We start from the raw sequence: 20,310 nt of genomic DNA on the forward strand, positions 1-20,310 counted from the left end.
TATGCAGTACAGCGCCTGAGTTCGTTGATGGAGCGGCCATAAGAAAATAACCGGCCGCATGGCGCCACTGAATGCCATTGATCCTTGCCCAAAAGCCCTTGGCCGCGTAAGAAAAGGGCATGTCCTTTCAAGCACGGAGCGTCTCGCGTGGGGTGGTATAAGTCACTGGTTTTGCCGATTGTCCGCTGGATTGATGCCGAGACCGCGCATGGTCTGGCGATCTGGGCGCTGAAAAACAATCTGGTGCCGCGGGCGGATGACGCAACCGACGCGACCCCGATGCTGGAAACCGAGGTGTTCGGGCGCAAATTTGCCAATCCGGTCGGGCTTGCCGCGGGCTTTGATAAAAACGCCGAAGTCCCCAACCAGATGCTGTCGCACGGCTTTGGCTTTGTTGAAATCGGCTCGGTGACGCCTTTGCCGCAACCCGGCAACCCGAAACCCCGTCTTTTCCGGCTTTATTCCGACCGGGCGGTGATCAACCGCATGGGGTTCAATAATGACGGGGCCGAGGTCGTCGCCAACCGCCTGCGTAAACGTGCACGGCGTGGCGTTTTGGGTGCCAACCTTGGCAAGAACAAATATTCCGAAGACGCGGCCGATGATTATGCCAAGGGGGTCGAGGCACTTGGTCCCTATGCCGATTATCTGGTGGTTAATGTGTCCTCGCCCAATACGCCGGGCCTGCGCGCTTTGCAGGGCCGTGCGCCGCTTGAAAAGCTTTTGAAGGCCGTGATCAAGGCGCGGAATTCCTTTGCCAAGGGTGTGCCGGTGTTGCTGAAAGTCGCCCCGGACCTGACCGAGGAAGACAAATCCGACATCGCCGCCGTGGTCACCAAGGTCAAACTTGATGGCATGATCGTATCGAACACCACGATTGACCGGCCGGTCGGGCTTAATTCCTATGATCAGGATGAAAAGGGTGGTCTTTCCGGCCCGCCGCTTATGGAGCCCTCGACCAAGGTTCTGGCCGATTTTTACCGTCTGACCGAGGGCAAGGTGCCCCTGATCGGGGTTGGCGGGATTACATCAGGCAAGGATGCCTATGAGAAAATCCTCAATGGCGCATCGCTGGTGCAGCTTTATTCCTCGCTGGTTTATCACGGTGTCGAGCTTGTCACCGAGATCAAGGAAGACCTTGCACGGCGCCTGCGCAAGGATGGATTTGCCAATGTGTCGGATGCGGTCGGTGCTGCCTTCCCGGAAATTTCGGGCAAGGGCATTCCGGTCGATGAAGCCCGTTCTGCCAAGGCTGCACACGAGGCTGGGGCCGCCAAATCAAACAAGAAATAACACAAGGATCCGGACGGCATGAGCAAGACCGCCCCCTATGAAATGATCAATGGCCTGTCCGAGGTGATTGGCAAATATGATGCCGTGATCCTTGATCTGTGGGGCGTGGTGCATGACGGGGTGACACCCTATCCAAGTTCGATCGCCGCGATGACAGCCCTTAAGGAAGCCGGCATTCCCGTCGCCCTTCTGTCCAATGCGCCGCGTCGATCCTCGGTCGTGGTTGGCCGGATGGAGGATATGGGCATTTCGCGTGATCTGTATGGTCCGGCGGTGGCATCGGGCGAGGTCGCCTATGCCCAGCTCGTCGCGCGCTCTGATCCCTGGTACGCGAAGCTGGGTCGCAAGGTGCTGATGGTCGGTCCGGTGCGCGATATGTCGATGTTTGAAAATCAGGATGTCGAAATCGTCACCAAGGTCGATGACGCCGACTGGGTTCTGATCACCGGCCCGAACGAGGATCATGATCCGGTTTCGAAATACGAAGATCTTCTGCATGCGCTTAAGGCCCGCGACCTGCCGGTGCTGTGCCCCAACCCGGACCGCGAAGTGATCCGCGGTGGCAAACGCATCATCTGTGCCGGTGCCATTGCCGGGCGGTATGAAGAACTCGGCGGCAATGTCCGCTGGGAAGGCAAGCCACTGGCAAGCGCCTATGACTTCTGCCTGCAGATGTTCGATGCGGGTCCGGATGCGAAACTTCTGGTCGTCGGCGACAGCATTTCGACTGACATTGCCGGATCCAACAATGCCGGTCTCGACGTCGTGCTGGTCACCGGCGGCATCCACGCCGAAGAACTCGACGCCCCGCGCGGCACGCTTCCGGAACGCGAAAAGCTTGATGCCCTTCTGGCCGCGACAGGCCGACACATCACCTATGCGATGGGGGATTTCTGCTGGTAGGCAGCAGCCCTGATTTTTGGCGGAGATTGCCATGCTGACCGATGAGATCCGCGACTATGCCAATCGTTCGGTTTTGTGCTGGCTGGCGACAAGTTCTGAGGCCGGGCCGTCGGTCAGTCCCAAGGAAATCTTCGCCTGCTTTGGGGATGATCGCATCATCATCGCCAATATCGCCTCCCCACGATCGGTTCAGAATGTCGCCCGAAATCCGCAGGTTTGCGTCAGTTTCGTTGATGTGTTTTCACAACGCGGCTGGCAGCTTTATGGCGCGGCGACCCTGATGCGCAAAGGCGATGCAGGGTTTGAGGATCGTCAAGTCATCCTGCAGGAAATGGCGGGTGATGCCTTTAGGGTAGCGACCTTGTTTGACGTGACGGTCACTAAAGCGCAAGAAATCTTGGCACCCAGTTACCGTTTCAAAAAGGACGTGAATGAGGCTGACATGCGCGAAAGTGCGATGCTGACCTATGGCGTCGAACCGCGCGCAATCTTTTAAGATGCTGGTTCTATAAAATAATATCTATATGAGCCAGGATCGGACGTATAGCTTGTCGACGAAAACAGGCTGAAGCCTTGCATGTCGTAGACCTCCATATCAACACGAGTACCGATGCCTCTTAATCCGATCTCTCGTTTGGTTGTCCAGACACCGTTTTGATAGCTGTTGGTGATGGTCGTGATGTCACCGTCATCTTCGATATACTTGCATTCTCCGAGTACAAATTTGCAAGCATCGGCTTCGGCTGGTCTCAGATGAAATGGATCTGCTGAATAGGAATGTGAGGTGCTCTTGCCGTTAGTTCGCATGCGATACGGCTTTTTAGAAGCATATGAAGGGGTTATTTTGTAGTAATAGTATTCTCCAAGCTTATAGAGAAAATCATATTTCCATGATTTACCGTCATGTTTCATGAGGCGGTAATTCTTCGGAACATCTGAAATGCTCAGCGAGATGTCATTGGCGTCCTGTGGGGACAAGATGTTCCCTTTATTGGTGGTGAGAACTTCTGCAAGCTTTTGATCATGGCTTGCAGAATTCTGCGGGCCTTTAGTAAGGCTGTAAGAGAAGCATCCAGTCAACAAAACGGCGTTGCCAACTGTTAGCATGAACATAGTTAGCAGCTGTCGGATGCATCTAGTTTGATGTTTCTTCAAGGATTTCATAATCGTAACCCTCCCTTCCGAAGCCGAATGCTGTTGAGGAATAGAGTATAATTCCATTTTTATCTAAGATAATGTTTTGGTAAGCATAGCCGCGTGTGCCGATGACTTTCCGTTTGTTTACCCAGACGCCGTTGAGAAACTTGCGATCAAATGCACCGTATTTTTGATCCGGCTTAGCTTTGAGCTCACAGGGACCTAGCTCAAAAAAGCAATCACGTCGCAAATTTAGAAAACGTCCGCTGTCTAGTTCTGATTCGTAAATACGACCCTTGATCCGAAACTCGCTTGTCCGGTTTGGAAAGACTTCGTTGCGTACTGTAAAATAGTGATAACCGTCTTCTATTCGGTTGAATTTCACTTCGGTGCGCCCACTAGTCGTCGAGAAGTAAACACGTGAAAAGTTTGGCGTAATATCAGAAAGATCGATTTTGGCTACGTCTTCCGGATAGAGGATATTGCCAGCGTGCTCTTTGAGTATTCGATTAACGTGATCGGTAATGAATAGGGGCTCTTGATACTCAGGGAAAAGCTCTTCTGAGATCGAATACGGCGCTGAAAGTTCCTGTGACTGAGCGTAGCTGGCGGGAGAGGCACAAAGTACAAGAAGTAACATTTTCGCCAAACGGCCAAACATTCCTCTGCTCACTCTGCCTCGTGTGTCCTGAGAATGGTGCATCGCTGGGCCCGACTAATTTAAAACCAAATGGCATCAAAGTCTTGAATATCAAAATCTATCTTTGCGTGCAATTGGCCAGGCAATACGCGCAGTATTCGAGTTGATTCTTAACTCTCTGCCGCCACCTTGCTTTCGCGGAAGATGACGAAGAGGCCGCTTGCGGTAATGATCGCCGCCCCGACAAAGGTCAGAACATCGGGCGTTTCACCCCAAAACATCCAGCCTAGCGCGGTCGCCCAGATGAGGGCTGTGTAATCAAAGGGCGCGACTGTCGGGGCCTCGGCAAAGCGGAAGGCCTGGGTGATCATGGCCATGCCGAGCGAGCCACAGAGCGCAATCGCCAGAAACAGCCAGATGTCCTCCGCCCGCACCGGGCTCCAGACGAAGATCACCGGAATGCTGGTCAGGATCGCGCTGGTCAGACTGAGATAAAGCAACAATGTCCACATGCTTTCGCGGGTGTCGACAAAGCGGGCACTCAGCATCAGGATCGCATAGGTAAACGCAGTCGCAATCGGCAGGAGCGATATCAGCTCAAACGTCGCAGCCCCCGGCCGCACTATCACCAACACACCAAGAAAGCCGACACTGACCGCCAGCCAGCGCCGCCAGCCGACCCGGGCAATGAAAATCGCCGAGAGGGCGGTGATGAACAGCGGGGCGACAAAGGCCAGCGCTGTTGCCTCGGCCAGGCCAAGGTGATGGATGCTGGTAAAGAACATCACAGTGGCGGCAATCCAGACGACACCACGCATGAAATGCACGTGAACCCGGCTTGAACGCAAGCTGCGAGAACCACCCATTTTGAGCGCCACCAAAAAGGCAAAGGGAAGGGCGATGATGTTGCGCAGGAAGATGATCTGGATCGGGGAATAATGATCCATCAGGCTTTTGGCCAGCGCATCATTGATACACAGCGCTGCCACCCCGCCACACATCGTCATGATGCCGGCAAGGTTGTTCTGGCGTGATGTGTTGCTGGACGTCATCGTCCCTGTCCCCGCGTTTTGGTCCGGTTTTTATCATTTTTCAAAATCAGATATCCCTTTCCAGATATCCGGTTCGCAACGCAGGGTCGAGCGATTTCATCACATCGATAAAGGCGCGTAAGGGTGGGGGCACGCGCCGGTGATCCGGGTAGTACAGGAAAAGCCCCGGAATTTCGGGCAGCCAGTCATCGAGCACCGTCACAAGATCACCACTGGCGATGGCGCGCGCGGCATAAATCTCGGACACGTAGGCAATGCCAAGCCCCTGTCGGGCGGCATCGACCATCAGATCATGACGATCGAGCGTCAGCGGGCCGGAAACATCAATCGAGATTTCCTGACCCTGCTTTTCGAAATCCCAGTGATAGATCTTGCCGCTGGGAAAGCGATGGCGGATGCAATCATGGCCATGCAAATCATCGGGTACGATGGGACGTGGACGGTTTTTGAAATAATCCGGTGACGCAACCGCGACGAAACGAAATGGCGGACCAAAGCGCACCGCCACCATATCAAGCGGCACCGTTTCGCCCAATCGTGCCCCGGCATCAAAACCACCGGCGACGATATCGACAAGCCGTCCTTCGGTCACCAGATCAATCGCCACATCCGGATATCGTTTGCGCATTTCCGGGACCACATGGCGGGTCAAAAGGCGCGCGGCACCATCGGATGTATTGATGCGCACCGTGCCAGACGTCCCGCCGGTGCGAAAGCTTTCGACCGTGCCCATGGCTTCTTCGAGGGTGAGCAATGCCGGGCGCAAGCGATCAAGAAGCTGTTCGCCCGCCTCTGTCAGGGACACACTGCGCGTGGTGCGGTGAAGCAGACGGATATCAAGATTGCTTTCCATGTTGCGAAGCGCGTGGCTGAGGGTGGAGGGCGCGACACCCAGCGCATCTGCGGCCTTCCGGAAGCTGCGATGGTCGGCAACGGCGATGAAAAACCGCATGTCATTTAAGGTCGGCTGATTGATTGCTGGCATATTTTCACTAACCCATCCGAATTAAGCGGGATTATCGCATCAATCATTGGTTTCTATAGTCCCCCCATGTTCAGAGCAAGACAGAAAGGAACTGACATGGACAAGACATGGTTAATTACCGGTGCATCGTCCGGGTTTGGTCGCGGACTGGCGGAAAAGGTATTGGCACGCGGTGATCGTGTGGTCGCGACCGTGCGGCGCACGGGGTCGCTTGACGATCTGGTCGCGCAATATGGCGAACGGCTCAGTGTTGCTTATCTTGATGTAAGCCAACCTGATGCGGTGCAGGCGACCGTTGACAAGGCCTTTGCCGAATTCGGACGGATTGATTTCATCGTCAGCAATGCCGGCTTTGGCATCCTGGGGGCGGCCGAAGAAACCAGCATTGATCAGATGCGCCAGATTATTGATACCAACCTTTTGGGATCAATTGTTGTGATCAGGGCCGCCTTGCCACACCTGCGTGCGCAAGGATCGGGTCGTGTCATTCAGGTATCGTCCGAAGGCGGTCAGATCGCCTATCCGGGCTTTAGCCTGTATCACGCGACCAAATGGGGCATCGAGGGCTTTGTTGAATCCCTGGCCAAGGAAGTCGCGCCATTTGACATTGAATTCATGCTGGTGGAACCCGGTCCGTCGCGCACTGCGTTTATCGGCTCCATCATTCAGCCGGACCCGATCAGTGATTATGACGGCACCCCGGCCCATGACCTTAAGGAGGCTGCCTTTGGCGGTGGCTGGGTGATCAAGGGCGATCCGGATCGCATGATAAATGCGATGATTGCGGCGGCAGATGCACCGAAAATGCCGTTTCGTTTGTTGCTGGGATCAGATGCCTATGATGGCGTACACGCGGCCCTGACCGAGAGGCTGGCAAAGCTTGAGGCCGGAAAAGACATCACCATTTCCGCCGATTTTACCGAGGAAGAACTTGCCGCGATGTAGGATCTTTTTTAGCAGATACCCAACGCAAAAACGCCGCCCGAAATTGGGCGGCGTTTCGCAGTTTGATCGGCTTTGAGGAGACGATCATATGGATGTATTGGCAGCCGATCAGATCGCCATCTTGCGGTTGGCGTCGATATAAATCTCGCGCAGGCGCTTGGCGACCGGGCCGGGAACACCATCGCCGATTTTCTTGTCATCAATTTCGACAACCGGGCAGACAAAGGCCGAGGCCGAGGTTGAGAACGCTTCGGCGGCATTCTGGGCTTCTTCGATGGTGAAGTGGCGTTCTTCGACCTTGAGCTGAAGTTCCTCGGCGCATTTCAGAACCGCGGCACGGGTGATGCCGTGCAGGATGTCGGTCGAAAGTTCACGGGTGACGATCGTGCCGTCCTTGGTGACGATATAGGCGTTGTTGCTTGATCCTTCGGTGACATAGCCATCCAGCACCATCCAGGCATCGTCCTTGCCCTTGGCCGCCGCATCGGTTTTGAGAAGCGATGCATAAAGAAGCTGGGTGGTCTTGATGTCAGACCGGCGCCAGCGGATGTCGGGGAAGGTGACGATCTTCTGGCCGCGTTCGGCGAGGGCCGATTTGATCAGGGATTTGCTTTGGGTGAACATCACAATGGTTGGCGGCGTTTGCGGGTCGATCGCGAAATCACGATCACCGGCCGAACCACGCGACACCTGCAGGTAAATCAGGCCTTCGGTGATGTCGTTAAGCTTCACCAGTTCACGGTGCGCTTCAAGAAGCTGATCGATATCGGGCTTGAACTGGAATTTGAGCTCGGCAAGCGAGCGTTCGAGGCGCTTCATGTGACCCGTAAAGTCAATCAGCTTGCCATCAAGTACCGAGGTCACTTCATACACGCCGTCGGCGAACAGGAAGGATCGGTCAAAAATCGAAATCTTTGCTTCGGTTTCCGGCAAAAACTCGCCGTTCACATAAACAGTGCGCATCGTAACTTTCCTGTCTGGCAAGCGGACCCTTCGCGATCCGTCTTGGGTGGATAAAGCGACGTTTCCATCGGTCGGCCTTTTGATGCGATCTTGTTTTGATGCATGGCGACCATCTGTTTTAACGTTTCAAGAGTCTCAAATATCACAGGGGGAGGCAATCTGTCGCGCAAAAGCTCTATATCGTGCGTGTAAAAGGTGAATTGTTGCTTGAATGGGCCGTGATCATGGGGTGTGTGCTGTGAATGGGGCCGTGATTTCCGATATTATTCGAAGATTATTCGATTTAAAATTTTTCGATTTTTTGCGTTTGACCGTAACATAGGTTGAGGTTTTATCGTCCTGCTTCATGAGATCAAACGATGATGAAAACACATCGTCAAAGGAATGGAGCCTTGTGATGAATAGCCACCAGCCCGTCGCCCATAACGCCCCGGTCGCACCAGACCATGACGCTTTGCAAAGCCGGATCAATGCCAGTTGGGCCGCCCCGATCAAACGCCCGAGGCAGGAAGTCGATCTGGACGCCTATTTTGCCCGGATCGGCTATGACGGCCCACGCGAAGCAACACTGGAAGTTTTGCAAACCCTGCATGCAATGCATCCGGCAACCATCCCGTTCGAAGCGATTGATGTGTTCAATGACACGCCCATCAGCATCGATCCGGAGCGCGTCGATCAAAAGCTGATCCATGACGGGCGGGGTGGTTATTGTTTTGAGCAGAACGGCCTGTTTCGCCGGGTGTTGCGCAGCCTTGGCTTTGAGGTCGAAGGTCTGGCCGGGCGGGTTTTATGGGGCTATGGCCCGAATGATATGCCCCGGCCGCGCTGCCACATGGCCAACCGGGTGATGATTGATGGCGAAGCCTGGCTGGCCGATGTTGGATTGGGTGGCTGTGTGCCAACCGGGCCGTTGTTGCTGGATATCGAAACGCCACAAGCAACCCCGCATGACACATACCGCGTGACCAAGGGGGCGCACAGCTATCGGATTGAACTGGAACGTGATGGCGTTTGGAAGCCGGTGCATGAGGTCGATATCGCGCCGGTTTCGGATATCGATTACGAGGTCATGAACTGGTACGCATCCGACCACCCCGAAAGCGGATTTTGCAGGACCCTGATGGTCGCGCGTTCTGCACCGTTTGCGCGCTTCACCCTGCTTAATAACCGCCTGACCATCCGGCTGGTCACCGGCGAAGAAGAGCAACATACGCTCAGCGTTGGGGATATTCCGCAGACGCTTAAAGACATCTTTGGCATCGAGCCGGACCCGGCCTGGCGCGGCGCCTTTGCCAGACTGGTCAATCACAGTCACGTATAAACGATTGTGCGGTGTTTATCGGGCTGCGAATGATCAAGGGCGGGGAGTTTTGCTTCCTGCCCTAATTACCTTCAAACGGCTTATTTGCCGACCTTCGCGTTGGCTTCGTTCGTCAGGCTTTCCATATAGCTCAGCAGATCGGCGATGCTTTGAGAGGTGAAGGAAAATTCCGGCATGGTCATGTTGTCATGCGATACCGTGATGCCTTCGGCCAGGGCTTCTTCAAGGTTTTCCAGCGGCCAGCGTTGTCCGAAACTGGCAAGGGCCGGGGCGGTGGTGACGTTCGGATCGGGCAGGGGATCGCCTTCGAATTTGGTGTGACAGCGCAGGCAGGTCTGCTCGGCAATCGATTGCCCGCGTTCGACATCGCCATAGGCCTCGCCCTTATGCGCCATGTAATCGCTGATCCCCCACATGCCCAAGGCCACAACACCGGTCAACAGGATGACAAGGCTGGTTTTCTGCATGGCGGGCTCCCGGATGGCGATTTTGAATGTGTTCTAATCGCCTGTATAGCAAGCCAAGGTAACGAAATTCCTAAGCTTTCTGGCGGTTGTTGTGTCGGGTTATGAGCGGTTTGGGGCGATAGCGGTGCTGGCATGAGAGAATAAAGGGATGGTTTTGTGACATCCCTTTATATGCGTGAAATCAGTTTAGCGGAATGTCGAGCCCTATCCGGAAGGTACTTGCCTGGGTTGAGCTTACATCCTGATTAAATGAAGATTTGAACTTGCTGTTATCCGGCAGGAAACCGAAAGTTACCGGCGTGTTGGCAATGATTTCAAAGCTATGGGACTCATAGTTCGCCAGGCCAATGCCGTCATAGGCATATTTGGCGTAGATACTTCCGCCATCTTCAAAGGTGATGTCTCCGCCAAGTTCCGCTCTGGCGCGCAGCTTTTCGGTATCTACTTGGCTTCCATTACTATGTGCAATCGGTGGTGCCCGGAAATCCCAAATGCCGCGAAGAGCAACGAATGGCCGGTATATTGGGCCATCTTCGACTTGCAAAACACGAACAACTTCCGGGCCGAACGTAAGGTTGCCGAAGGTTATTGTCTGGGCTTCGATCCGCTCCCCGCCAAAGTTTGTGTATGCTTTTTGTTCTTCACGGAAGTAGTTGATGCCGATCTGCGGATAAAATTCCCAATTTTCTGAGCGGATATCGCCGGTCAGATTGGTTTCCAACTGTGAGCGTTCACCGTCATATTTGTCCCAACCCCGGCCGAGCGGATTGATCTTGTTTTTTGATTTACCCCAGGCAACGCGGCCATCCCAAATCAGGTTTTCATCCAGTCGAGACACCATATAGGGCCCGACCATCCAGCCTTTTCCCTCACCTTGGCTGTCTTGGCCAGTGGCAGTCGATTTGTACAGGTCATATTGGCCAAGGATGCCAACCATCGTGTCTTTATCAACACGATAGTCAATGCCCGTCATAAACAGGCCGAAATCGCTGTCTCCTGCTGTGCCACCCCGACTATCATTTATGCCTTCCCATCTGCCCTTCACCCACAGGTTCATCGGGCTTTCAAAATTGGAAAACGCGCTGGGCGGGAGACCACCTGTATTTTGCTCTCCGGCAGCCAGTTCTCCCGTCCAGTTCATCACGCTATTGAGATTTGCTGCAAAGTTGCCTCTTCCTTCGTTCAACTCCAGTGCAACCGGCAAAGTCAAACCTGTGGATTCCGCCAAGGCATTTCCGAATGCGGCGCTGTCGCCAAACAAACCGCCAAGGCTGCCGCCGCCACGGCCAAATCCGCGTCCGGTAATCAATCCGGAAAGGCTAACACTTTGCGACGTCATGTTTCTGATATGCGTAGCAAGTACAGTCTTGATCGCAGACTGGGATTCTTCAAGGTTCCCGGCGGGGGCAAGTGTGTTGTCAAACAGCTTTAGGCTTGCTGTTCCTTTCACCGTGCCGCCTGAGTTGCGCAAGGTAAAGGAAATGAAAATATCGCGCCCGGCAATCTGGGGAAGATTGATCGTTAGGGATTGTCCTGCAATGGTGTTACCGCTCAGAATTAGTCCGTCGAAATTAGCAAATGATCCCGGCGTCGTTCCTTGTTGGATGGTGACGGTGAGCGACGATCTTCCTTGGGGCGATCCCGAGAAGGTTGCCCAAGTCAGGTCACCAGTGCCAGCGCCGCCCGCACTCGCTTCGAGAGAAATGTTGGCGTCAGCAAAGGTCGCCCCGCCACTCAGCGAGATTTCCAGCGTATCGCCCGCTGCAAATCCGGATGGTGCCGGATTTGCCTCCTGGAAGAAGGTCAAGCTGTCGCCGGACACTCTTTTGCTGGCTTCGGTTGTAATCGTCTGTGTCGGTGTCGCTGCACTGCCACCCGCGTTTGTTACGCTGTAGGCATAGGCGCTATTGGGCGCGACAAGCAAAAATAGTACACCAGTGCAGAGCCGCGCGAAGTTGGTTTTTATCTGCATTGTCGATTTTGTTTTTTTGTACCGTGTTGTTTCACGTTTTATATTTATTTTCAGTGTGTTGTTGGTAAGCCTAGTTATAAGAAGCAATGCCCGCCACAATATGTGGCCAGACTTAAAATAGCTTTCCATAGCTCAATCGTTCTCCCAGACAATGCGTTTTACGCCACTGTTGTCTTCTGGCTGCTCTCACAGCAAACAGGGTCATCGTGTTCATGCCATAAGGTTTGCCTTATGAACTGCATCGGGGATGAGAAGGGCTCTGAAAGTCTGCTCTGCTTGCGCCTGATCACATCATCGGATTGCAAAACGCCAGGTTTTTTACCCGGGTAGATGCTTCAACGGTTATCCGCCAGAAAGGTCTTTGTCTGATGCATGAATTTCCATCACGCAAAGACACCTCAAGATCGGCTAAAAGATCGGCTAAATTTTCAAGTGAACAAGAAACGCCTCAATCCCCGCGCAAAAAATTAAGCTGCATTTCCGATAAAGAAACATGCAATTTGGTGCGGGCATACGTTTGCTGCGCTTTGGGGATACTCTGGACGCTTTCTGGATATCGCACCCGGTTTCTAGTGCCGGCTCGACCATTTGAATGAGTCTGGACCCTAGAACAATAGACGTCGAACGTGCGTTAGAGGCAGGCGAGTGCGCGGCTTGAGATGGAAACCGGATTCTTTACCGGATCTTTGAGGTTCGCGAACTGGTAGCTGTCGGCCTGATGGATCGGTCCGACATCGACCCCGGATTTGATCAGGGCGTTTCGGGTGCTTTCGACATCCTCGACTTCAAAGACCAGTTTGATCAAAGACTGGCCCGCTTTCTGACCTTTGCCTGCCGGATGCAGCATCAGGATCAGGCCCCCATCGGCACGGCGCAGTTCGATGATGCGATCATCGTCTGATGGATAGGGTGTTTGATTGCTGTTGATAATCAGTATCATTTGCGCTAAGCGTGTCATCCCATGTGGGCACGGGGCTTGCCCGCATTGTGCAAAGGACATTCTGATTGGCTTCAAACGCGACATCAAATGTGACGTCATTGGCGCTGTTCATGCGCCAACGATCCGCACTTGTGAACTATGCCAGCAGCATCATCGGCAGCCGCGTGCAGGCCGAAGATCTGGTGCAGGAAGCATGGTTGCGGTTTGATGCGGCGACCAAGGGGCGATTTTTGGATGATACCACCGGCTATCTATACCGGATCGTGCGCAATCTGGCCCTTGATAGCAAACGCCAGATTGCCCGCGAAAGCAGCCTGACTGGTGCATCTGACTATGACGTTGCCGTGCAAACGCGCGCATCCGATAGCCCGGACCCGGAAACCGTTGCGGTGTACAAGGATGAATACGCAATTTTGATGCAAGCCCTTTCCGAACTGCCCGAACGCACGCGCATTGCGTGCGAGATGCATCGGGTGGGTGGGGCGAAACTGCGCGAGATTGCCGACTATCTCGATATCTCGGTGCCGCTTGCTCATAAGCTTGTATCTGAGGGCATTGATCATTGCCGTGAACGGCTGGGTGGCTGGCCATGAGGACCGCCGATTGCCCGATCAAACAGTCTGGCCTTGCAGAAATTTGCGCCATAACCCGCACAGATGGTGACGCGTTGCGTGATATCGGCTATATCGCCCTAATCGCACCAAGCGGTGCAACAGGGGCGCAATAGGGTGATGGCAGAGATAACCGATCCAGTTCAAAAACAGGCGGGCAAGGCCGCGACCGAATGGTTGATCCGCCTGCAGGAAGATCCGGAAAACCCGGAACTGCAAGCACGGTTTGCCGACTGGTGTGCCGAGGATCCGGCCCATCTTGATGCCTGGAACGCCACGCAAAAGACCGCCGATCTGATGGCGGCGGCCGAACCGTCTGGCAAGGCAGACTGGCAGCAGTTTCTTGAGGCGCGTCGCGCGGGCAAGCATGAAGGCGATCCCGACGGTCAACAGAATGACGCGGTCGCGGCGCTGCTGAATATTGATTACGAAAAGGCCGTTGCCGAGGGCAAGGTCATCTCGGCGCAAACCCGGTTTCAAAAGCGCGGCAATATGTCCTGGCGCGGCATCGGGCTTGGCGGGGTGGCGGTGGCGGCATCCCTTTTGGCCGCCATCATCGGGCCGGATATCACCACCCGAATGCAGGCCGATCATGTGACCGCAACGGGCGAGATGCGCACCATCACGCTTTCTGACAACAGCACGGTGACCCTTGCGCCGGAAAGTGCGATTACGGTGCATTTTGACGGGTCAACACGCTTTGTCGAATTGCTCGATGGCGAGGCGTTCTTTGACGTCACCCCGGACCCGCAAAAGCCGTTTCGCGTTGGGGCCGATCAGGTGACGGTCACGGTGCTTGGCACCGGTTTTGATGTTTCCCAAGGCAATGCAGTTTCGACGGTCGGTGTGGAACACGGTCGGGTACAGGTCGAAAATGCTGCCAATGTTCCGGCGGTTTTTGAAATTCTTGAAGCCGGGCAGAATGTCCGGGTCGGGCAGGACGGCACGGTGATCCGTCATCCTTCCCCGACAAGCCAGATCGGTGCCTGGCGCAAGAACCAACTGATCGCACAGGATCAACCGCTATCCGACGTTGTTGATCAGCTTAGGCGCTATTTCAATGGAACCATCCTGATCACCGATGAGGTCCTGGCCGCCCAGACGGTCACAGGCGTTTATCGCCTTGATGATCCGGTGTCGGCCTTGCGCGGTATGGCGCGGGCGCAAAAGGCAACGGTGCGTGAAATCACCCCGTGGGTTTTGGTTGTCTCAAAGTCCTGATGGCGGTGGGGGCTGGATTTCGGCCCCGTTTATGCTCACTTGCCAGAAAAAAATAATGCCTTTCAAATCCGCAGAATTTTGCGGGTTTGAAGCCATCTCGATGAATTTCCTCAAATATTTTTTGAAAAAACAGAACCGGCATCCGTTTTGTCTTTTATGCGAAATTGAGAAGCGTTTGCATTCTCAATTTGTTTCAGGCATAGGACATGAAACGGAGATAGAAGAAAATGAACAATGGGGGTGCAGCTCGACTGCAAAAACGTGGTCGTGTTGTGGTAATAGCCAGCGCCTTGATGATGACAACCGCCTTGGCGCCGGTCGTGTTGTTTGCACCTGACGCAAATGCACAGGTCAGTGCGGGCGGGATCAATGCCGAGCACACATTTGATATTCCGGCCCAGTCACTGACCAGTGCCTTGGCCCAGTTTGGTGTGCAGGCCGGCGTGCAGGTCACCGTCGACGGAGCACTGGTACGCGGAATTGATGCGCCGACCATCAATGGCACGATGCGCGCCAGCAAAGCCCTGGAGGCGCTTCTGCGCGGGTCGGGGCTTGATTATGACGTGACCAGCGATGGCACGGTTGTGATCGAAGCCGTCACCAGCAGTGCCGGCGAAGAAGTTCTCGATACGCTTCGGGTTGAGGCCAATGCGGCAGAGGCATCTGATCCGACCAATGCCATCACCGACAGTTTTGTTGCATCGCGCTCGCGGACGGCTTCGAAAACCGATACGCCCATTTTGGATGATTCATCGGCGGTTTCGGTTGTGACGCAGAAAGAAATGGAAACCCGTAACGTTCAGGACATCCAGCAGGCGGTTTCCTACACGGCGGGCGTTCAGGCTGCTGAATATGGTTCGGACTATCGATATGACTATGTGCGTGTTCGTGGCTTTAGTCAGACCAACCTTGGCACCTATCGCGATGGATTGTCTTCGCGTGTCTACAATTTTATCACCAGTCGGCCTGAGACCTATGGTTTGCAGCAAGTTGATGTGCTTAAGGGCTCGACATCCAGCCTGTTTGGCATGAATGGCCCGGGCGGTTTGGTCAATATGACAACCAAGCGCCCGCAGGATGAAGCCAGTGGTGAGGTTCTGACTACGTTTGGTGAAAATCATCTGCGCGGCGCGGGCGATGTGACGGGTCCGGTTGGCGAAAACAGCAACTGGTCCTATCGCCTGACGGCGCTTTGGCAGGATGCCGAGCGCGGACAGGACTATTCACAGGATGATCGCATCTATGTCGCACCGGCATTCAGCTATACCCCGAACACGGATACCAAACTGACCATCCTGACCAGCTACAGCGATCGGGAAAGTGGCCTTGGTTATGGTTTCCCAGCCGGAATTGAAACCAGCCGTGATGCATTCTTTGGCGAGCCTGATTTCAACAATTTCGATACCGAAGAAACCAACATCGGTTACGAGCTGTCGCACCAGATCAATGATAAGCTCGAGTTTCGTCAGAATGCGCGCTACACCCATGTCGATCTGACGTATGAAACGGTCTATCTCAACGATACTACGCCGCTTGGCAATCGATATGCTTTTGCGATTTACGGTGAACTTGATCGTTTCGCCATTGATAACCAGCTACAGTATGACACAGCGATCAACGATACCTTCGACAGCAAGACGTTGATTGGGCTGGATTACAACCGCGATCAGAACCGTGAGCGCCGCTTTGACGGCACGGCCAGTCCGATTGATCCGTACAACCCGTCCTATTGCGGCATTTCGTGCATCAACTTGAACTTCACCTCTGATACCGAAATCACCCAGGCGGCCTACGGTCTTTATGCCCAGGAACAGCTAACCATTGCCGATGACTGGATCGCGACCGTTGGCGGACGGTTCGATTATGTCCAAAGCGACACCGACACCATCAGCAGCGGTACGACCGATGAACGGGATGATCATAAATTCACATCGCGTTTCGGGCTGACCTATAAGGCGACCAACGAAGTGTCGGTTTATGGGAATTATTCGGAATCCTACCAGCCAATTTATTCCAGCCTGGCGTCGCGACCGGATGGGGTTAAGCCGCAGGAAGGAACGCAATACGAACTTGGCGTGAAATACCAGCCAGAAGCAATCGATGCACTGTTTACGGCGGCGGTGTTTGATCTGACCCAGGAAAACGTCTCACAGTACGATTCCGGGTCCGCTACCTACAAGCAAATTGGCGAAATCAATTCGCGCGGACTTGAGCTTGAAGGTAAAATGTCGCTGGGTGAGCAGACCAACATGACGGTGGCCTATACTTTCCTTGATGCTGAAATCAAGGATGATGCCACGGCAGCCAACATCGGCAACCGTCCCGCAAACGTGCCCAAGCATCAGGCTTCAGCCTGGCTTGACTACACTATTCCGGGGCAGGGCGCGCTTGGCGATCTGACCCTTGGCGGTGGTGTGCGTTTTGTCGGTGAACGTCAGCGCAATGATGGCAATACCGAAACCCTGCCGTCAAACAGCGTGTTTGATGCAGCCATCAACTATGCCGTGACTGATGACGTCAGTCTGTCCGTGAACGCCACCAACCTGTTTGATCGGGAATATGTTTCTTCAAACACATTCGGCAGCCGTTATTACGGCGAAGGCCGCACGGTTCTGGCGACACTAAAATATAGCTGGTAAAGACTTTACTGCTTAAAGAAACGGCCGGCTCTCATGCTGAGGGCGGCCGTTTTTTTGACTGTTTGCCGGACGTTGATCAGGCAAATGCCCGGCTCGAAATCGATACCGAATTCTTTGCCGGGTCCTTGAGGTTCGCGAATTGGTAGCTGTTGGCCTGGTGGATGGGTCCGACATCGACACCGGCTTTGATCAGGGCGTTTCGGGTGCTTTCGACATCCTCGACGTCAAAGACCAGTTTGATCAAGGACTGGCCTGCTTTCTGGCCTTTACCCGCCGGATGCAGCATAAGGATCAGGCCGCCATCAGCACGGTACAGTTCGATGATGCGATCACCGTCCCGGGTAAAGGCCTGATAGCCGAAATGGGTGCTGTAAAACGCCACCATGGCATCAATGTCATGGCAATAAATTACAAGTCGGCTGCACGGACCCGTTGGGTTGGGAGAGCGAGTGGCAGACGTCATCGCCTAGCTGCCATCGGCGGTGCGATAGACCGTCAGGCCGTTGACCACAACCCGCCCATCGGGCAGCAGTTGCCCATCATATTCTGTCGTGCCTTGTGGGCCCGGGCGTCCGGCGGCAAGGCCGTTCACTGCAAAGGGTACAAGCGCGCCAAGGATGGTCGGGTTGTCTGGCGTTCCCAAAAGATCGACCAGCTTTTCCTGACCCAGAAGTCTGAAATCAAACTCACCGGTGAAGCCATAACGTGCCGCGGCCTGTGCCAGGAATTCGCCAGAGCCCAGCGCCTCAAGCCCGCGGGATTCAATATAGAACTCGTCAACCTTGACCGGGGCGCCGTTCTGGGCGGCCTTTTTCCACAGCGCATCGCCAATCTGGCGACGGGCAAAGCGCGGGGCGGTGCCGGTCAGGATATCGTGGAAACCCTTTTCGATAATGGGCTGGGCTTCTGTCCAGGGCAGACCGGTACTGCTGCTTTTGACCCGTACAGTGCGCGGCTGGATCAGGCTTGGCAGCCACAAACCATCATGGGAATAATCAAGGTGGGTTGCGCCGTCTTTATCAGGATAAAGCGTGAAGTTGGCCGATTTGATCGAGCCGCGCTTTTCGCGGTTGGGGCCCGTCCACTCGGCCGCCTGCCAGGCGATCTTGGCCATTTCCGGCAGCCATTGAATGATCAGGCCATTGATCAGCCAGTGCTTGCGCGAAACCGGCTCGTCCCCGACCAGAAAATCGGCAAAGCCGTCAAAGGTAACCGGCACATTGCGTGCGGTATCCCAGCGCAGATAGCCCCCGGCATTGCGCAGCGTCAGATCACGTTGATCCGTGGTTGCCTCGGCCAGCATTTTGGCCTGTGTGGGCAGTTTGACATCAAGATCAACCTGATTGGCACTATCAGTATCGCGCACCGTGACCAGAACGTCATCCATTGCCAGCTGGCGTGGGCTGGAATAGCCGCTGAGATCAAGGGAAACCGCGTCATAAACCAGTTCGACCGCATCGCCATCCACGGGGCGGGCATCGACCTCGGTCGCGGAAATGCCCGATTGCATCAGGATCGCATCAACGGCCGTCCGGGCATCTTCAACGGAAATAGCGTCGGCACGGGTGGTCAGGCCGGCAATCGAAATAGCCAGAACGCCAAAGCCGGTAAGTGCCTTTCGCAACTGCATGACGGGATCCTTTTGCTTGCCAGAAGGGGGAAATACGCCCTCTGTTGGTAACGCAGGCCAGAGTTTACCCCAAATTTGGTAATGTTAGGGCAAAGTAATTCAGGTGTGATGCAGGTCACCCTTCCGGAATTTTCGCCAATTTTCGCCACGACAGGTCACACCTGACAGGATGCTGTCAGGAGGAGACGTTTAGTTTAAGAAAATAAACGATCACTAAGTCGAGTAATGCGTTATTTTTGCAATCGATGGGCGTGGGCAATTGGATTGCAGCTCGATGTTGTTTCGGGGGTGAAAATGCAAAACCTGTGGGCCGTGATTGGGGCTTGTTTCATATTGTGGATTGGAACAAGTGCTTCGGCAGAAGTCATTTACATGGACCAGTCTGGAAAAGTTTCTGAAGCGAAGCAGGTCTACGTCACGGATAAACAGCCGGTAGACGTAATAGCCATTCTTGATGAGGGGGCAGATATCGCGACGATAATGAAAATTCATGAGCCTTTCGCGGATGAATTCAATTTCGTTAACCCCATTGCAGCGAGTGGAAAATACGCCGTTCTATTTTCTATAACTTCAACAAACGAAATAATCGAACGCTGGCGGGAGAGTAAGCTTGCCGTCAACAGCAGTCTTATTGAGCGAGAATTAATTCGGGACAATTTGTCATGCTTAATACGGGTGATCCATGCCGACGCAAGCGAGGTCATCTCGTTCAATATGTTCGTTTTGGACGGAGAACTGGGCTCTTACGCTACATGCCTTAAGGAGTATGCGGGCGAATTTGCGAAGTTTTCGCGGCCAGATAACTCCAGATAACTAAAGCGTTTGGGTTATTAGCAATCCAGCTTTTCACGCGCTTGTGGTGTTGCGACACCACACAGGAAGGTTTCAACTGCGCGCGAAACGCGTTCAGCAATCTGCTGATCGGTCATTGGCGGGCGCGGATTGTGTTTCATGATGCGTGACAGCCAGTCACCGATGACCATGGATTCAAACATTTCCGCCGAATGTTCCGGGTCGTCGATGATCATATTGCCAAGCTTTTGTTGCCTTGAAAGGTAATCGGCAAGGTGCTTGCGCGTGCTGTCGGGGCCAACTTCAAAGAATTTCTCGATCAAGGGTAGAAAATGCTGGCCTTCGGAATACAGAATCTGGGTGAAGCGGGCGACTTCCTCGGTTACAATCTTTTGGGCCAGTTTCGTACCGAAGTCCGTAAGGGCATCACGGGGAGGGAGATCGGTTTCCAGTGAAATATGCAGTTCGGCTGAGAATTCTTTGCATTGCTCGGTCATGACCGCAGCCAGCAAACCATCCTTTCCGCCAAACGCTTCGTACAGGGTTGTGCGCGACCCGCCAGATTTTGAAATCACGTCATTGAGGGTCACGCCAGCAAAGCCACGTTCAAGCAACAACGCCCATGCAGCATCCATCATTGCACGACGGCGTGCAGTACCGCGAGAATGTTGTTTTTCAAGCTTTTCGGGCGTTTCACTCATCTTTCTTGGCTCTGCTGTTTTTGGCTCTTGATCGTGCAGCGCACAATGTGTACTGTACCGTACAGTATTTATAAAAGCAATGGCAAAGCGCACACCAC

General features: G+C 54.2%; 22 protein-coding genes. 11 read left to right on the forward strand and 11 right to left on the reverse strand.

What is annotated here, in order from left to right:
- The first annotated feature begins 147 nt into the window (after window positions 1-147).
- The 3 genes from AUQ41_RS08625 to AUQ41_RS08635 are packed head-to-tail and all read left to right on the forward strand — an operon-like array spanning window position 148 to window position 2,692.
- Entirely contained in the window at window positions 148-1,293 is a 1,146-nt protein-coding gene (locus tag AUQ41_RS08625) for a quinone-dependent dihydroorotate dehydrogenase (protein ID WP_063087854.1), read from the forward strand.
- Window positions 1,294-1,311: 18 nt separating this feature from the next.
- The gene (locus tag AUQ41_RS08630; protein ID WP_063087856.1) at window positions 1,312-2,196 is read left to right on the forward strand and encodes a TIGR01459 family HAD-type hydrolase; all 885 of its coding nucleotides are present in this window, start codon (window positions 1,312-1,314) and stop codon (window positions 2,194-2,196) included.
- Window positions 2,197-2,227: 31 nt separating this feature from the next.
- Window positions 2,228-2,692, forward strand: coding sequence for a pyridoxamine 5'-phosphate oxidase family protein (locus AUQ41_RS08635; protein WP_063087858.1), 465 nt, complete (start codon window positions 2,228-2,230; stop codon window positions 2,690-2,692).
- Here the strand turns inward: AUQ41_RS08635 and AUQ41_RS08640 are convergent.
- From AUQ41_RS08640 to AUQ41_RS08655, 4 genes are all read right to left on the reverse strand, one after another.
- Window positions 2,689-3,360 carry a hypothetical protein gene (locus AUQ41_RS08640; RefSeq protein ID WP_143588731.1) on the reverse strand — a complete coding sequence of 224 codons (672 nt, stop codon included), beginning with the start codon at window positions 3,358-3,360 and terminating at the stop codon, window positions 2,689-2,691. The genes AUQ41_RS08635 and AUQ41_RS08640 overlap by 4 nt on opposite strands.
- Window positions 3,332-3,994, reverse strand: a complete 663-nt coding sequence (locus AUQ41_RS08645; protein ID WP_063087862.1) for a hypothetical protein — start codon at window positions 3,992-3,994, stop codon at window positions 3,332-3,334. Before AUQ41_RS08645 ends, AUQ41_RS08640 begins: the two co-directional genes overlap by 29 nt.
- 149 nt (window positions 3,995-4,143) lie before the next feature.
- Entirely contained in the window at window positions 4,144-5,025 is an 882-nt protein-coding gene (locus AUQ41_RS08650) for a DMT family transporter (protein ID WP_063087864.1), read from the reverse strand.
- A gap of 46 nt (window positions 5,026-5,071) precedes the next feature.
- Entirely contained in the window at window positions 5,072-6,010 is a 939-nt protein-coding gene (locus AUQ41_RS08655; protein WP_063087866.1) for a LysR family transcriptional regulator, read from the reverse strand.
- 96 nt (window positions 6,011-6,106) lie between these two features.
- Between AUQ41_RS08655 and AUQ41_RS08660 the strand changes: the two genes are divergently transcribed.
- On the forward strand, window positions 6,107-6,955 hold the full coding sequence (locus AUQ41_RS08660; protein ID WP_063087868.1) for an SDR family oxidoreductase: 849 nt from the start codon (window positions 6,107-6,109) through the stop codon (window positions 6,953-6,955).
- A gap of 108 nt (window positions 6,956-7,063) precedes the next feature.
- On the opposite strand, the gene AUQ41_RS08665 is transcribed toward AUQ41_RS08660, so the two are convergent.
- Window positions 7,064-7,918: a D-amino-acid transaminase gene (locus AUQ41_RS08665; protein WP_063087870.1), complete on the reverse strand. Its 855-nt coding sequence runs from the start codon at window positions 7,916-7,918 to the stop codon at window positions 7,064-7,066.
- 397 nt (window positions 7,919-8,315) lie between these two features.
- On the opposite strand from AUQ41_RS08665, the gene AUQ41_RS08670 reads away from it, so the two are divergent.
- Window positions 8,316-9,239 (forward strand): arylamine N-acetyltransferase, encoded by a 924-nt coding sequence (locus tag AUQ41_RS08670; protein WP_083952835.1) that lies wholly within the window; start codon window positions 8,316-8,318, stop codon window positions 9,237-9,239.
- A gap of 80 nt (window positions 9,240-9,319) precedes the next feature.
- Here the strand turns inward: AUQ41_RS08670 and AUQ41_RS08675 are convergent, their stop codons facing one another.
- The 3 genes from AUQ41_RS08675 to AUQ41_RS08685 all read right to left on the reverse strand — a co-directional run bounded on the left by AUQ41_RS08675 (window position 9,320) and on the right by AUQ41_RS08685 (window position 12,618).
- Window positions 9,320-9,706, reverse strand: a complete 387-nt coding sequence (locus AUQ41_RS08675; protein WP_063087872.1) for a c-type cytochrome — start codon at window positions 9,704-9,706, stop codon at window positions 9,320-9,322.
- A gap of 181 nt (window positions 9,707-9,887) precedes the next feature.
- A complete protein-coding gene (locus AUQ41_RS08680; protein ID WP_083952808.1) occupies window positions 9,888-11,807 on the reverse strand; it encodes an autotransporter outer membrane beta-barrel domain-containing protein in 1,920 nt (639 codons plus the stop codon).
- A gap of 502 nt (window positions 11,808-12,309) precedes the next feature.
- On the reverse strand, window positions 12,310-12,618 hold the full coding sequence (locus AUQ41_RS08685) for a VOC family protein (RefSeq protein WP_143588730.1): 309 nt from the start codon (window positions 12,616-12,618) through the stop codon (window positions 12,310-12,312).
- Window positions 12,619-12,683: 65 nt separating this feature from the next.
- Here AUQ41_RS08685 and AUQ41_RS08690 point away from each other — a divergent pair, with 65 nt between their 5' ends.
- Genes AUQ41_RS08690 through AUQ41_RS08700 form a run of 5 tightly spaced genes read left to right on the forward strand, consistent with a single transcriptional unit; the run spans window position 12,684 to window position 17,089 of the window.
- Window positions 12,684-13,211, forward strand: coding sequence for a sigma-70 family RNA polymerase sigma factor (locus tag AUQ41_RS08690; RefSeq protein ID WP_232308341.1), 528 nt, complete (start codon window positions 12,684-12,686; stop codon window positions 13,209-13,211).
- Window positions 13,208-13,345, forward strand: coding sequence for a hypothetical protein (locus AUQ41_RS20685; protein ID WP_157092641.1), 138 nt, complete (start codon window positions 13,208-13,210; stop codon window positions 13,343-13,345). The genes AUQ41_RS08690 and AUQ41_RS20685 overlap by 4 nt, the downstream gene beginning before the upstream one ends.
- Window positions 13,346-13,349: 4 nt before the next feature.
- A complete protein-coding gene (locus tag AUQ41_RS08695) occupies window positions 13,350-14,450 on the forward strand; it encodes a FecR family protein (protein WP_063087878.1) in 1,101 nt (366 codons plus the stop codon).
- Between the two features lie 55 nt (window positions 14,451-14,505).
- Window positions 14,506-14,787, forward strand: coding sequence for a hypothetical protein (locus tag AUQ41_RS21050; RefSeq protein ID WP_198155626.1), 282 nt, complete (start codon window positions 14,506-14,508; stop codon window positions 14,785-14,787).
- Window positions 14,744-17,089 (forward strand): TonB-dependent siderophore receptor, encoded by a 2,346-nt coding sequence (locus AUQ41_RS08700; protein ID WP_232308342.1) that lies wholly within the window; start codon window positions 14,744-14,746, stop codon window positions 17,087-17,089. Before AUQ41_RS21050 ends, AUQ41_RS08700 begins: the two co-directional genes overlap by 44 nt.
- A gap of 76 nt (window positions 17,090-17,165) precedes the next feature.
- Here the strand turns inward: AUQ41_RS08700 and AUQ41_RS08705 are convergent, their stop codons facing one another.
- Window positions 17,166-17,552 (reverse strand): VOC family protein, encoded by a 387-nt coding sequence (locus AUQ41_RS08705; protein WP_063087882.1) that lies wholly within the window; start codon window positions 17,550-17,552, stop codon window positions 17,166-17,168.
- 3 nt (window positions 17,553-17,555) lie between these two features.
- Window positions 17,556-18,719, reverse strand: a complete 1,164-nt coding sequence (locus AUQ41_RS08710) for a hypothetical protein (protein WP_063087884.1) — start codon at window positions 18,717-18,719, stop codon at window positions 17,556-17,558.
- Window positions 18,720-18,983: 264 nt separating this feature from the next.
- On the opposite strand from AUQ41_RS08710, the gene AUQ41_RS08715 reads away from it, so the two are divergent.
- Entirely contained in the window at window positions 18,984-19,532 is a 549-nt protein-coding gene (locus AUQ41_RS08715; RefSeq protein ID WP_143588729.1) for a hypothetical protein, read from the forward strand.
- Window positions 19,533-19,549: 17 nt separating this feature from the next.
- Here the strand turns inward: AUQ41_RS08715 and AUQ41_RS08720 are convergent, their stop codons facing one another.
- Window positions 19,550-20,212: a TetR/AcrR family transcriptional regulator gene (locus AUQ41_RS08720; protein WP_063087887.1), complete on the reverse strand. Its 663-nt coding sequence runs from the start codon at window positions 20,210-20,212 to the stop codon at window positions 19,550-19,552.
- Between the last annotated feature and the right edge of the window lie 98 nt (window positions 20,213-20,310).

Source organism: Thalassospira sp. MCCC 1A02898 (assembly GCF_001618185.1).
Lineage (GTDB): Bacteria > Pseudomonadota > Alphaproteobacteria > Rhodospirillales > Thalassospiraceae > Thalassospira > Thalassospira tepidiphila.